The organism is Brachyspira aalborgi, assembly GCF_008016455.1.
Taxonomy (GTDB): domain Bacteria; phylum Spirochaetota; class Brachyspiria; order Brachyspirales; family Brachyspiraceae; genus Brachyspira; species Brachyspira aalborgi.
This window is the reverse complement of the sequence record NZ_SAXU01000001.1, coordinates 87,806-101,254: the sequence shown is the minus strand read 5'-3', so window position 1 is coordinate 101,254 and position 13,449 is coordinate 87,806. Positions and strand designations below refer to the sequence as shown.

Below are 13,449 nucleotides of genomic sequence, written 5' to 3'. Positions count from 1 at the left end.
AAATTATTATATTAAAGATTTTTTTATTTCAGAGAGACTATGTCTCAAATCTTGTATAGCTTTTCCATGAAGTTGCGATACTCTGCTTTCCGATACCTCCATAGCGACTCCTATCTCTTTTAAAGTAAGGTCTTCATAATAATACAATATCAATACCTGCTGTTCTTTTTCGGGAAGTTTTTTCAAAGCTTCGACTATTTGCTTTTTAACCGCTTCTCTTTCCGCTAAATATTCGGGATTAGTTTTATCGCTAGATTTTAAAGTGTCCATAATGGAAATTTCATCCGCATCGTCTCCCGTATAAAAAATCCCGCTTAAAGAAGTTATAGACGATTGTATGCCATATCCCATAAGTTCATTATATTTATCCATAGTAATTCCAAGCATATTTATTATTTCTTCGGGTTTAGCGTCTCTTCTTAAATGAATTTCCAATAACTCTCTAGCCTTTTCTACCTCTTTTATATCTTTACGAATAGAGCGCGGCAAACTGTCTAATTTTCTTAATTCATCGTATATAGAACCCATTATTCTAGTAAGAGCGTAAGTTTTAAACTTTACATCTTTATTAGGGTCGTATCTATCTATAGCGTCCAAAAGTCCAAAAGAGCCAAACCCAACCAAATCTTCAAATTCAATATCTCTTATATTTTTCGTGCTTATATTTATTTTATTAGCGGCGTATTTTACTAAAGGAGCATATTTTTTAACGATAGCTTCTCTTATTCTAGGAGATAGATTTTTTCTAAATTCTATCCAATATTCATGCTCATTTTCTTCGGTAATAATTGGCAATTTGTCTTTTCTATTTTGTTTCATAATCAACCACTCTTATTAGTTTTTTTAATTTAACTTTTTAACTTTCTTTTTTATCTTTATCTTTTGCTATCATTGTTCTTATGGCGCTAGCGGTTCTTTCAGGGTCTTCCATAACCTCTTTTTCTATAATTCTTTCATTAACCTTTCTTCCGCTGTCATAATATACGCTCGAATCGGAAATATCGGAAGAACTTTGATATGCTGGAGTATTCAATATAATATCGCCTATATCTCCCCTTGGACTATGATAATTCGCTTTATTATTTTTATCAATATTAATATTCTCTTTTGAAATATTTTTAAAATCTTCTTTAATAATATTTTCTTGAGGATTAGTAATATCGTTAAATATAGAATCGTTATTACTTTCGGATGTAATTTCATTTAAAGAATCGTTTGAAGTTTTCAAATTATCATTTTCGGCTGAAGAATTTTCAGGATTTAAAGAATCTTCTGTAACGCTCGTTATAGTTTCAATATTTGACATTTCAATTATATCTCCCAAATATTTTGTTAAAGCTATATTTAAAGCGTATAATATAATCATAGTTATTAAAGAAGAAAGCAAACCTTTAAAAATTGAAATATCGATTCTATTTTTTAATGCGATAGAAAGCATAAGAGTAATAATAAAAGATAAAACCGATATGCCGATAGATAATTTTCCGAAATTAGATAAAAAATATTTCTTTATTTTATTAATTATATTATCCATAAATTACCTCTAATTGCTATTCTTTACAAGAAAACGCGATAAAGTTTCCATAAAACCTGACAAGCCTTTAGTCGCTCTACTATCATTATATTCCATATCGACAATTTTTTTAGCTATATTATAAAGCGAAGAAGAAGCCTGACATTTATTATCGTATTGATAAAAAGGAAATTGTTGCGAAACAGAATAAGGAATCGTCTTATCCTCGTAAACATATCCCAAATATTTAACATCCATATTCAAATAATTTTTACTCGCGTTTATAATATTATCGCTAATGACTTTTGCCTGCGAAGGTTTTGTAACTCTATTAACTAAAATTTTAATATCCGCTTTTGCATCTTCTGGCGCTATAACTTTTATAACGGAAAAAGCGTCTAATACAGCCGTAGGTTCTGGAGTTGTAACGACTATATTTTCATCCGAAGAAAGCAAGAAATATACAACTTGGTCTGAAATTCCCGCTCCCGTATCAAGTATAATAATATCGGCGTCATTTAAAGAATCCATACTGCTAATTAATTTATTGAGTCCCCTACCCGATAAATTAGCCAAAGAAGAAAATCCCGAAGCTCCCGCAATATATCTTATTCCGTATTCTGTTTCAACCACAACTTCATGTATTTTCTTTGAACCTTTTATAACATGATATAAATTATATTCGGGCATATTTCCTAATATAACATTTACATTTCCAAGCCCCAAATCCGCATCTATCAAAAGCACATTTTCTCCCAATTCTTGCAAAGCTATGGCTAAATTAACAGCTATATTGGTTTTGCCCACGCCGCCTTTTCCGCTCGCTATGCTTATGATTCTTTGAGGTCTCTTATCTTTTACGCTCATCATTTTTCTTAATTCGTCCGCTTGGTCTTTCATAATAATTATAATCCTAAATCAAATTATCTTAAATTTCCATATAAATTTTCGATTATATTTTTTCCATATTTTTTAGCAGTAGATATATCTTTTGGAACTCCCTGCCCGCAAGTTACATAAGTTATAGGCGTTTTCGTTCCGCTTATCGCGCATACCGAAGAAGCTAAATAATCCGTTTCATCGACTTTTGTAAGAATTATTCCTTTATAATTTGCTGGCTTAAAAGCGTTCAATATTTTTAATGAATCTTTATATTTTGCCGTAGAACTCATTACAAGCTGAACATCCATATCGAATCTTCCAACCGTGCTAAAATATTTTGACATAGAAATTATTTCATCCGTTCCTTTTGGAGAGCGACCCATTGTATCTACAAATAATAATGAAGAGCTATCCATTTTTCTTATTTCCGCCCTTAAAGCTTCGGGATTACTAGCGCTTGTAAAAGGCACTTTTAATATACTCGCATATCTTTGAAGTTGGTCAACAGCCGCTATTCTGTAATTATCTATAGTCACAAATGAAACTTTTCTTCCCGACCTTATATATTGAGCCGCTATTTTTGGTATAGTAGTCGTTTTTCCAACTCCCGTAGGTCCAACAAAAATTATTATTTTCTTTTTAGCTCCTATATCTATTCCGTCAGACAAAATTAATTTATTTGAAAAATATTTTTCTATTTCGTCTTTAATAATCTCTCTCGACTGAAAAAATCTCGCATCGCTTGAATTTAATAAATATTCTCTTAAATTAATTAAAATCTCTTCGGGAAATTCTCTATTTCTCAAATAATTAAAACTCTCCTCCATAGAATCCGCAACTTCATTATTATCAAAATTTTCTTTATCATGATAAGATTTTCTTTCCGTTTCTTCAATTCTATCGATATTATCTATATGATTATTAGAATTAAAATCTAAATCATATCTATTATGTTTAATTATAGAGCCTCTTTCAGATTCATAACGATTATTAAAAGAATTTCTATTATTATAATTGTAATTATTATAATTATTTTTATTGAAATTAGGAATATTATTTTCAAAATATTCTTTAACTATATCCTTAACTTGAGCTTGAACCATTTTCTTAACATTTTCGTCTATAGAACTTTTAGGATTATAATCGCTCAACATCGAACCTCCAAACATAGAAGGATTATAAGAATTATTAAAAGAAGAGAGTGGCATAAAATTATTATTTCTCATTCTGTTATTTTCAAGATTTTCAATTCTTTCCTCTCTTTTATCAATAATTTTTTCATTAATAGTTTTTTCTTTTAAAATATTTTCGTTTGAATTCAAATTTAAATTATTTACTTGAATATCGGAAGAAGAGTTTAAATTATTTTCATTTTGAGTATTATTTGATTTTGCCATAGATTTAGCCGCTTTTAAGGCGTTAATCATATTTACTATTCTCTCTCCCATTTCGCTTCCGTCAATGGTTTCTGTTGTTTCGGCTGCATATCTATGTTTATTTAATTCTTTTCCATCGCTTATAAGTTTATCTTCGTAATTGTCGTTATTATCTTCTCTTAAAATATTTACGCTTTCGCTTCTTCTATTTTCGTATCTATCATAAATAGAATCTCGAAGCATTATTCTAAGCACATATTCGGGCTTTTTAAATAAACCTAAAGGACCTTTAACTCTCTCCTCCTTATTGCTTAAAATAGTAAAATTACTGCCATACTCAACCGTAGCTTTAGTAATAGCGTCTTTTTGATTTTTTCCTCTAATAGTTCGTATATCTACCATAATTGTAACTCCATAAATTAATTTTGTTCTAAAACGCCAATAGAAACTTCATATTCTTTCTTGACAATTCCGAATATAGTTTTTCTTTTTAATTCTCTAATACTAATGATAAAATAGCTCTCTCCATATTTGTCTCTAGCTATTCTCTCAATCTCTTCCCTATTCTTTCCAAAAATTTTAATAGTCTTCATAATTTTCTCCATTTCTATATTTATTTAATTATGGCTACGCCTTGAACATTATAACCTTGCATAATTTCAGCCGTAGACACAACTTTATATTTGCCTATATTCTTCGCTATAAATTGATATAAAGGTTTTCTTATTGCGGGCGAACATAAAAATATTATTTCCGAAACTCCCGATTCATTTGCCAATTTTATAGCGTCTTTTATATTTTTAATCAAATTCTGCATACTTTCAAAACCCATAGCTATCATTTGACTGCCTTGCAAATTTCCCGTATTAACAAGATTTTGAGCTATATTATTTTGAAGTTGCTGACTAAATGTTATCACTTTTATATTTTTATCCGCATCGGAAATCATTTGCGATATTTGAGGCGATAATCTGCTTCTAACAAGTTCGGTAGCCTGTTCGCTTCCCATAACCGAAATTGCATCGGCGATTCCTTCTAATATTGCGATATTATTTTTAATAGGTAATTCCTCTTGCAAAAGATTTTGCAAAACTTTTTGTATATATCCGAGCGGACTTTCGTTATGAGGTTTAGCCGCCAATATTTCGGATACGAGAGCTTTATTTTCGTCTTTAATTCTATCAAGCATTTTTTGAACTTCTTCTCTGCCAAGAATAAGATTAGCGTTTCTTTTGATTATTTCGCTAAAATGAGTTGCTATAACAGTGCTTGGCTCAAATAGAGTAAATTTTTTCTGTTCTGCGTCATGTCTTTCGTCAACTTTAATCCAATAAGCGGGCAAACCGAATGCGGGTTCTTTTACCATTTCCGCTTCTTCGGTAGGTTTTTCTTTAGACTCCGAATTCAAAGCTAAAAGCATATTAGGACGAACAAAATTTTTAGCCATTTCAATTCCGTTAATGCTTATCGTATATTCGTCAGGTTCTATAGCTTGATTGTCGACAATACGAACGGGAGGAACTGCTAAACCAATTTCTAATGCCAATTCTCTACGAACTCTACTAATTCTATTAATTAAATCTCCGCCTTCCTGTTCTAAAGCCAAAGGAATTAAAGATGTTCCGACAGAAAGTTCGACTTTTTCAACTTTTAGTAAATCTCCAACATCCAAAGGTCCCTGTTGCGTTTGTTCTGGAGTTTCCGCTTTAGTTCCGTCTTCGTTAATTCCAAGTTCTTTTTGTTCTTTTTTTAATGTATATCCTGCAAAAAATAACGCTAAAGATATAACGAATAATGCAATTTTTGGAAATCCTGGCAAAAACATTAAAAATAAAGCAAATCCCGCGCCTATAAATAAATTTTTAGGTTTCGCAAATATTTGAACGGCAATTTGAGTAGATAAATTATCTTCGCTGCTGCTTCTTGTCACTAATAAACCCGTTGCAAAACTCATAAAGAAAGCTGGAATTTGAGTTACCAAACCATCACCGATTGTAAATCGAGTATAAACATCGATAGCTTGATTAAAAGTCTCTCCTCTCATTGTCATACCAATTACGAGTCCGCCGACTATATTTATTACGGTAATAATCAAACCCGCTATAACATCGCCTTGAACGAATTTAGAAGCTCCATCCATAGTTCCATAAAAATCGCTCTCTCCTCTTATTTTCTTTCTCTTTTCTTCGGCTTCCTTATAGGTAATCGCTCCCGCTTGAAGTTCGCTTTCAACAGCCATCATTTTTGAAGGCATACTATCTAAAGCGAATCTTGCGGCAACTTCGGACACTCTTGTAGCGCCTTTAGTAATAACTATAAATTGAACTATTATAAGAATAATAAATATTACTACTCCAACTACTACATTTCCCGAAACTACAAAATTTGCAAAAGCCGTAATAACTCTTCCGTCAAAATTTGCTCCTTGAGATAAAATAGCTCTCGTTGTAGAAACATTTAAAGCCAATCTAAAAGCCGTCATAATAAGAAGCACTGAAGGAAATACGCTAAAATCGTTTGCGCTTTTTATACTCAAAACCATAAGAAGTATTAAAAGAGAAATCACTATATTTACTACAAGCAATAAATCTAAAATCATTGTAGGCAAAGGTATGATTAACATCATGATAACCATAACCGCGCCTATAGCGAACATAACATCCGTATGTCTTCCTAAATTAACGGGATTAGGCATTTTAAAAGGAATATTCATTTCCGCCACTTTCTATCTCCTACATTGCCCTTGACATTTTTTCATCGCGTATTTTATAAACATTTGTGAGTATAGTAGAAACAACATGAAAAAGTTTTTCGGGTATATATTTTCCTATATCCACATTATAAAATAATTCGCGAGCCAAAGGTTTATTTTCAACTATTTCAATTTCGTTTTCTTTAGCTATTTCTTTTATTTTTAAAGCTATATGGTCCGCTCCTTTTGCCGTCACTATCGGAGCATAATCGCCGTTGTTATATTTTAAAGCTACGGCAAAGTGAGTCGGGTTAGTTATTATAACATCCGCTTCAGGCACGGCTTTAAGCATAGTTCTATTTACAATTTTTCTTGCCATTTCCTGCAATTGACTCTTTACCAAAGGGTCGCCTTCCATTTCTTTAAACTCTTCTTTCATTTCATGTTTTGTCATTTTCAAACTTTTTATATGCTGCCTTCTTTGAAAAAAGTAATCGAATACGGAAACTATCATTAAAAATATTATAACTTTTGCAAGCATCTCTAAAACTATAAAGAAAAATACATTCATTGCTTGAGATAATTCCATATTAATCATATTAAATAATTCGCTTCGCTTTCCGTTTATTGTAGTAAAAGTAAGAAAAGCTATAACTAGCATTTTAAAAAGTATTTTCGCAAGATTCATTACATTTTGAGATGAAATAAAAACTCTCTCTTTGAAGTTTGACCAAGTTGGCGCTATTCTTTTAAAATTAGGTTTTAATTTTTTTACGGTAAATAAAAATTTCGTTTGAGCTAAATTAACTCCGACTCCGACTATTAAAGCTGCAAATAAAATTATTCCCGCCGTTTTTGTTATTAAAAATATTATATTCAAAAATATATCGGGCAAAGCGTTTATATTCATTGCGTTATCCGCATCAGATATTTTATTTATAATTTCCATAAAAAACTGCCCAATCGTATGCGTTAAATATCCTGCCAATATTGAAATTAATCCTATTGTTATAGCCAATACCAAAGTTTGATTTATTTCTACCGAATTTACTACTCTTCCTTCTTCCTCTCTCGCTCTTCTCTTTTTTCTTTCGGTAGGCAATTCCGTTCTTCCCTCGTCTTCGGGAGAAGCGAATAAAGTTAAAACGAAACCTTTACCCGTTAAATGCAAATATTTTCTGTATAATTTAGCTTTATATTTAATTAAAATTTCTAAAATAAAATTAAATATCATATAGTTCCTCCCGATAAGAAAGATATTATATGATTAACATCCGATATTGTAGTTTCAAGTATTTTCATAAAATTAGAAACCAAAGCGGGAATTAATATATAATAAGCGATTACTCCAACCGCTATTTGCATAGGAAAACCAAGCATTAAAATATTCATTTGAGGAGCGGCTTTTGCAAGAAGTCCCAAACTAATAGACAATAAAAATAATGTTAGCATTATAGGTAAAGCCAATGAAAGCGCAACGGAAAATAAAGAACTCATATAATAAATCATTCTGTCAATAACTCCTTGAAATGAAGAAGTAAATACAGATTTTGAAGCGGCGCTTAAAACGGGCAAAACCTCAAAACTATAATATAAAGTTCTTATAACCCAATTTTGTCCGTTAATGGCTATAAATATTAATATAGCGACTAAAGATTGAAGTTGTCCTAAAACGGGAACATTAACTTGAGATATTGGGTCAACTGTTTCAGAAACGCCAAATCCCATTTGTATTTCAAAAAAGTTTGCCATAACTTGATAGGCTGCAAATATAATAGACATTAAAAATCCGATTAATATTCCTATAAGCGCTTCGTTTAATAAAGTTAAAAAATATCCTACAAAAGTAGGCGCGGCTTTAATAGAAGTGTCGGCAATCAAAGGAAATATAGCGGCGGTTGCCACAAATGAAAGTCCTATTTTTATAGTATTTGGAATAACATTTGAAGAAAATAAAGGCGCTACCATTAAAATAGCCATAAATCTAACCATAATGAGCAGGTAAATTTGAAAGAAATTAACAAAATTATCCATTATGTTTTATCCTAATATTTTTTAATTTCATTTTTTAATCTCGCTTTTTCCTTATTTTTTATTTTATATTTATCTCGCTATCGTTGGCAAAATACTAAATAATCTAACCGTAAAACCGCTTATATAATTAAGCATCCAAGAAGCTAAAAAATATATAACCGTAAGCATAGCAATCATTTTTGGAACAAAAGTTAAAGTCTGCTCCTGAATGCTCGTAGTGGCTTGAAGTATAGATATAATCAAACCTACTAATATTGAAACTCCTAAAATCGGAGCGACAAGCAACATAAATGTCCATAAAGTTTCTTGCACCAAAACAACTATAGAAGTATCGCTCATAATTAAATCCTCTTTTAAACCTTTTTAAATTCCTTAAAATAAAATTTATCTAAAACTCTGAACTAATTGAAGTATCAATAGTTTCCATCCATCAACCGCCACAAATAAAATAATTTTAAGAGGCAAAGATATCATAATAGGCGGAAGCATTATCATACCCATAGCCATCAAAATTGAAGCTACAACCAAATCTATAACGATAAAAGGAATAAATAAATAAATTCCCATCTTAAAAGCTATAGTTAATTCGTTTATTATAAACGCGGGAACTACGACAATAGTTGGAATTCTATTTAAATCTTCAACCGTTTGAATTTCTCTCAATCTTATATTTGTATCGCTTATGCTTAAAAATAAATCCAAACTTTTCATTCCGTTTTCGCCTCTTAAAGAATTAAACATAAACATTCTTAAAGGTTGAATTCCTCTTCCGTATAAATCGTTTACTCCAATCGAACCGTTTAAATAAGGTTGCAAAGCTTCTCTATTTATTTGAGTCAAAGTCGGCATCATTATAAAAAATGTTAAGAATAAAGAGAGTCCCATTATTAAAGCTCTCGGCGGAGTTTCTTGCAAAGATAAAGCTCTTTGAACAAAATTTAAAACTATAGAAACTCTTATAAAACTTGTAGTCATTATTATTATCGAAGGAGATAAAGATAATATAGTTAATAAAAATAATATTTGAAGTCCTAAACTAACTTGTTGAGGAGTTTGCGCTTGAGTGACATTTAAATCTATAGTTGGTATTGGTATTTGAGCGTAAATAGTATTTGTAAGAAACAAACATAATATTAATATACCTATAAAAATTCTTTTCATTTTAATTAGTTCCGACTCTTTAATATAGCATTAAAGTTAACATAATTACGAAAAAAAGTCAAGTATTATGTTAACTTTTTTTATAAAAAATATAATATAAAAAGGTTATTTTACTGTAATATACTACAGTAAAAGTCCCATATAATAACAATTATAGTAATTTCCGTTCAAATAAATAAAATTTTTTATCTCGCCTTCAATTTCAAAACCAAATTTTTTATACAATTTCAAGGCTCTTTCGTTATCAATTCTAACCGTCAATTCTATCTTTTTTATACAATTTGATTTGCAATATTCAATCGCATAATCGATTAATTTTTCTCCGATTTTATTTCCCCAATAATTTTTTAAAACCGTTATAGCCAAATCTACTCTATGCTTTATTCTGATTTTATTTATTCCTTCAATGCTACACATCCCGACTATTTTATTTTCAATTTCAAATAAAAATATTTTTTCAAGTATAGAGCTTTGTATATTTTGCAAAAATTCTTTTTCTTTCTTTACGGTAAATTTTCTTTCGCTTGAATCGGAAATTAAAAAATCTGTTTCATCGGATACGATTTTTATATATTCAATTACATTTTCAGCGTCTTCAATATCAGCTTCTCTTATAATATAATTCATACAAAACCTTAATATAATATATTAGAATTATGTTAACTATATTATGATAACTTATTTTATAATTTTGTAAATATGAAATTTCAATAAAAAATTAATTTTTTTTTATTTTTTTATTTTACCTATTTTATTTATTTCGGTTATTATATATAGATAAAGTTGATAAATACTAAAAGTAAGTAATTATTCATTATTATCAGACTCCTAACACTATTATGATGGGCTTATAAACTCTTTTTATAAGCCCATTGTTATATCGAAATCATATTTAATTTTTACAAATTATTAAACGATTATTTTTTATTAACAAAATATAAAATATTAATTTAGTAAATAAAAAAAGCGAGGCTTTAAAACCCCGCTTAATCTACTTTTATTTTTTAATTATTTTAACGCTATATTATAAGTATCCAAAGCTATTGCCTTTTCTTCGTCTGTCGCTATAACATATAATTTTATAGAAGTGCCGTCTTTTTCAAAATTAGCACAACCTCTTGCTTTAGAATTTTTAGCTCCGTCAACTTTTATTCCCAATTCTTCCATTCCTTCAAGAATCTTCTCTCTTATATCGGGAGCGTTCTCCCCTATTCCGCCCGTAAATACTATACCGTCAACATGTCCTAAAACCGCCATATAAGAACCGATATATTTTTTAATTCTATAGCAGAACATTTTAATCGCCAAAGCCGCTCTTGGATTTTTTCCTTCTTGCTCTGATAAATTTCTCATATCGTTGCTTATTCCAGAAATTCCCAAAAGTCCGCTCTTTTTATTCAAAATATTATCCATTTCTTTAGGGCTTAAATTTTCTTTTGCCATTATAAAAGTTGCAACGGCAGGGTCCATATCTCCCGAACGCGTTCCCATTACCAAACCTTCAAGCGGCGTAAGTCCCATGCTTGTGTCAATAGATTTGCCTTCTTTAACCGCTGTAACGCTCGCTCCGTTTCCTAAATGACAAACTATAACATTAGCGTTAGGTTTATTTTCAACTTTGCAAAACTCTCCGTAAACATATTTATGAGATGTTCCATGAAAACCATAACGGCGAATTTTATATTTATCGTAATACTCGTAAGGAATAGCGTATAAATAAGCGTATTCGGGTATAGTTTGGTGAAAACTCGTATCAAAACATAAAACCATTTTCGTTCCTTTCGGAAGTATCTCTTCGCAAGCTCTTATTCCTTGCAAACCCGCAGGATTATGAAGAGGACTTAAATCCGAATACTTTTCTATTTCTTTAATAGCTTCGTCTGTTAAAATAGAACTTTTATTAAAAGCCTCTCCGCCATGCACAACTCTATGCCCAACGCCTGAAATTTCTTTCATATCCGAAATAACGCCGACATCTTTATCTGTTAAAAGAGAAAATATTAAAGCCATTCCGTCTTTATGATTTTCAACTTTCTGCTCTAATTTTTTTTCTTTATTTTTTTCAACCGCCGTATGCTTGAGAGCGCTTGTCTCCTCTCCAATTTTTTCTAAAAGCCCTTTAGCCAAAACTTTCGCCTCGGGCATAGAAAACAACTGATATTTGATACTTGAACTTCCTGAATTGATTACTAATATATTCATAAAAATACTCCAATTTATTAATATGATTATATTATAACATATAATTACATATAAATCAAGTATTTTTTAATTTACTTTTCTCACCCATAAAATATTATATCTTTCTAAATATCTGCTTCTATCGGCAAGCCATAATTTAGTTTTTTTAATTTTCGCTTCTATAGTTATAATCTCGCCTTGATATTTTGCATATTCTTCAAAAAATTTTTTATCAAAATAATAATCTCTATTTTCTTTAGTCGTTATAACTACATTAGGAAAAAGCGCCGTGCCGACTACTCTAATCTCTCCCGTTATTTTTTCTTTTTTTGTAAATAGAAGAAAGACAATCATAAATACAAAAATTATATTTAATAATCTTTTATTTAATAAAACAGATTTTAATTTTAATTTCATTTTTAACACTTTAATATTTTTTTATTTTTCCGTCTTTATCAAATACCAAATCTATATATTTAGGTTTTTGAGTAGTTTGCAAATAAATATTATTTTCATTTGCCGTATTATCCGCGCTTCTTGAAGTAATAATAAAATTATCTTCATAAATTTGCGCTCTAATAGCTTGCGGATTACCGCTCAAATCTGTTGACGGATTTACATGAATTTTGGAATTTCCATATACTAAAGCTCCTGGATATAAATATGCAGTCGTAGTCCAAGTCGAATTCCAATTATTTATTTTAGCGCCATTAACTTGTCCTTTTTTAATTCCGTCTATCCAATTAATTAATAATCCTTCCCAATTATTTCCATAACCTGCAGCGCCCAATACTTTTTTATAATCTTCACTTTCTGAAGAATGCGCGATATTTCTAAAAACGCTCTCGTTTCTATTATTTTTTTGATAAAGCCAATTCATAAATACCGAAGCCGAAGGATAATTAACAAACATATTAGGATAAAAAGGCAAATCCCAAGTATAGAAACAATAATAATTTATATTATTAAATTCCTCTATTCTATTTCTAGTCATATAACTATCAAATAATATTGAAGTCGATTCGGAAAGCGATTCGTTTAACCAAAGCGACATATCCTTTCCTTTTTTAATATAATTTACATTAAAATTAATTAAATGCTGAAATTCATGCAAAACAGTTCCCGCTATTAATTGAGGATTTTTATTAAGCAAATTAATATCCATATATAAAATTTCCGCATTATTAAAATCGCCGTAAATCAAATCGTTTGGTAAAAAATATCCCATTACTATAGAATTGCCGCTAATATTAGCGTTAATTTTTTGAAATAAAATTATAATTTTTCCGTTTTTGTCAACATCCGTATGATTTCCATATATATTTATCATTTTAGAATAATTATCTTCAAATTTTTTCGCTACATAAATTACATAATTATAATTAATCGAATAACCGCTTTCTGCATAAATTATTAAATTAGCGGTTTCTTCAACTTTGAATATTTTAATTTTCTCCGCATATTGAGAGCCGTTAATTCTCATTACATAAAAATCATTACGATTTGCCGAAACTTTATAAACACTTTCGCTACAAGAATTAAAAAATACAATACTAATAAATGAAATTAATAATAAAAATTTAGACATTTTTTCTCCGAATTAAAAATTA

The 13,449-nt window shown here is 29.8% G+C and carries 14 protein-coding genes; all 14 read right to left on the bottom strand.

The features are described from left to right. Positions 1–6: 6 nt before the first annotated feature. Positions 7–819 (bottom strand): RNA polymerase sigma factor WhiG, encoded by an 813-nt coding sequence (gene whiG, locus EPJ79_RS00490; protein WP_147527757.1) that lies wholly within the window; start codon positions 817–819, stop codon positions 7–9. A 37-nt stretch (positions 820–856) separates the two neighbouring features. Further along, positions 857–1,534 (bottom strand): hypothetical protein, encoded by a 678-nt coding sequence (locus EPJ79_RS00485; RefSeq protein ID WP_147738028.1) that lies wholly within the window; start codon positions 1,532–1,534, stop codon positions 857–859. Positions 1,535–1,543: 9 nt separating this feature from the next. Next, positions 1,544–2,413 carry a MinD/ParA family protein gene (locus tag EPJ79_RS00480; RefSeq protein ID WP_021959567.1) on the bottom strand — a complete coding sequence of 290 codons (870 nt, stop codon included), beginning with the start codon at positions 2,411–2,413 and terminating at the stop codon, positions 1,544–1,546. A gap of 23 nt (positions 2,414–2,436) precedes the next feature. Continuing rightward, positions 2,437–4,173, bottom strand: coding sequence for a flagellar biosynthesis protein FlhF (locus EPJ79_RS00475; protein ID WP_147738027.1), 1,737 nt, complete (start codon positions 4,171–4,173; stop codon positions 2,437–2,439). Between the two features lie 17 nt (positions 4,174–4,190). After that, positions 4,191–4,364 (bottom strand): hypothetical protein, encoded by a 174-nt coding sequence (locus EPJ79_RS11630; RefSeq protein ID WP_021959569.1) that lies wholly within the window; start codon positions 4,362–4,364, stop codon positions 4,191–4,193. A 20-nt stretch (positions 4,365–4,384) separates the two neighbouring features. Next, positions 4,385–6,484, bottom strand: coding sequence for a flagellar biosynthesis protein FlhA (locus tag EPJ79_RS00470; RefSeq protein WP_147739576.1), 2,100 nt, complete (start codon positions 6,482–6,484; stop codon positions 4,385–4,387). 19 nt (positions 6,485–6,503) lie between these two features. After that, the gene (flhB, locus tag EPJ79_RS00465) at positions 6,504–7,697 is read right to left on the bottom strand and encodes a flagellar biosynthesis protein FlhB (RefSeq protein ID WP_147738026.1); all 1,194 of its coding nucleotides are present in this window, start codon (positions 7,695–7,697) and stop codon (positions 6,504–6,506) included. Then, the gene (gene fliR / locus EPJ79_RS00460; RefSeq protein ID WP_147527752.1) at positions 7,694–8,497 is read right to left on the bottom strand and encodes a flagellar biosynthetic protein FliR; all 804 of its coding nucleotides are present in this window, start codon (positions 8,495–8,497) and stop codon (positions 7,694–7,696) included. Before fliR ends, flhB begins: the two co-directional genes overlap by 4 nt. Positions 8,498–8,566: 69 nt before the next feature. After that, positions 8,567–8,836 carry a flagellar biosynthesis protein FliQ gene (gene fliQ, locus EPJ79_RS00455; RefSeq protein ID WP_021959573.1) on the bottom strand — a complete coding sequence of 90 codons (270 nt, stop codon included), beginning with the start codon at positions 8,834–8,836 and terminating at the stop codon, positions 8,567–8,569. A gap of 45 nt (positions 8,837–8,881) precedes the next feature. Beyond that, positions 8,882–9,658, bottom strand: a complete 777-nt coding sequence (fliP, locus tag EPJ79_RS00450) for a flagellar type III secretion system pore protein FliP (RefSeq protein WP_021959574.1) — start codon at positions 9,656–9,658, stop codon at positions 8,882–8,884. Positions 9,659–9,781: 123 nt separating this feature from the next. After that, the gene (locus EPJ79_RS00445; protein WP_147738025.1) at positions 9,782–10,285 is read right to left on the bottom strand and encodes a GNAT family N-acetyltransferase; all 504 of its coding nucleotides are present in this window, start codon (positions 10,283–10,285) and stop codon (positions 9,782–9,784) included. 381 nt (positions 10,286–10,666) lie between these two features. Further along, positions 10,667–11,860, bottom strand: a complete 1,194-nt coding sequence (locus EPJ79_RS00440; protein ID WP_147738024.1) for an acetate/propionate family kinase — start codon at positions 11,858–11,860, stop codon at positions 10,667–10,669. 66 nt (positions 11,861–11,926) lie between these two features. After that, entirely contained in the window at positions 11,927–12,256 is a 330-nt protein-coding gene (locus EPJ79_RS00435; RefSeq protein WP_021959327.1) for a hypothetical protein, read from the bottom strand. Positions 12,257–12,266: 10 nt separating this feature from the next. Next, positions 12,267–13,427 (bottom strand): hypothetical protein, encoded by a 1,161-nt coding sequence (locus EPJ79_RS00430; RefSeq protein ID WP_147738023.1) that lies wholly within the window; start codon positions 13,425–13,427, stop codon positions 12,267–12,269. Positions 13,428–13,449: the final 22 nt, after the last annotated feature.

Excerpts from the sequence above, each read along its gene's own strand:
- EPJ79_RS00440 (WP_147738024.1), bottom strand. The coding sequence starts at position 11,860 with ATGAATATATTAGTAATCAATTCAGGAAGTTCAAGTATCAAATATCAG.
- fliP (WP_021959574.1), bottom strand. The coding sequence starts at position 9,658 with ATGAAAAGAATTTTTATAGGTATATTAATATTATGTTTGTTTCTTACA.
- EPJ79_RS00435 (WP_021959327.1), bottom strand. The coding sequence starts at position 12,256 with ATGAAATTAAAATTAAAATCTGTTTTATTAAATAAAAGATTATTAAAT.
- whiG (WP_147527757.1), bottom strand. The coding sequence starts at position 819 with ATGAAACAAAATAGAAAAGACAAATTGCCAATTATTACCGAAGAAAAT.
- fliQ (WP_021959573.1), bottom strand. The coding sequence starts at position 8,836 with ATGAGCGATACTTCTATAGTTGTTTTGGTGCAAGAAACTTTATGGACA.
- flhB (WP_147738026.1), bottom strand. The coding sequence starts at position 7,697 with ATGATATTTAATTTTATTTTAGAAATTTTAATTAAATATAAAGCTAAA.
- EPJ79_RS00470 (WP_147739576.1), bottom strand. The coding sequence starts at position 6,484 with ATGAATATTCCTTTTAAAATGCCTAATCCCGTTAATTTAGGAAGACAT.
- EPJ79_RS11630 (WP_021959569.1), bottom strand. The coding sequence starts at position 4,364 with ATGAAGACTATTAAAATTTTTGGAAAGAATAGGGAAGAGATTGAGAGA.
- EPJ79_RS00480 (WP_021959567.1), bottom strand. The coding sequence starts at position 2,413 with ATGAAAGACCAAGCGGACGAATTAAGAAAAATGATGAGCGTAAAAGAT.
- EPJ79_RS00485 (WP_147738028.1), bottom strand. The coding sequence starts at position 1,534 with ATGGATAATATAATTAATAAAATAAAGAAATATTTTTTATCTAATTTC.
- fliR (WP_147527752.1), bottom strand. The coding sequence starts at position 8,497 with ATGGATAATTTTGTTAATTTCTTTCAAATTTACCTGCTCATTATGGTT.
- EPJ79_RS00475 (WP_147738027.1), bottom strand. The coding sequence starts at position 4,173 with ATGGTAGATATACGAACTATTAGAGGAAAAAATCAAAAAGACGCTATT.
- EPJ79_RS00430 (WP_147738023.1), bottom strand. The coding sequence starts at position 13,427 with ATGTCTAAATTTTTATTATTAATTTCATTTATTAGTATTGTATTTTTT.
- EPJ79_RS00445 (WP_147738025.1), bottom strand. The coding sequence starts at position 10,285 with ATGAATTATATTATAAGAGAAGCTGATATTGAAGACGCTGAAAATGTA.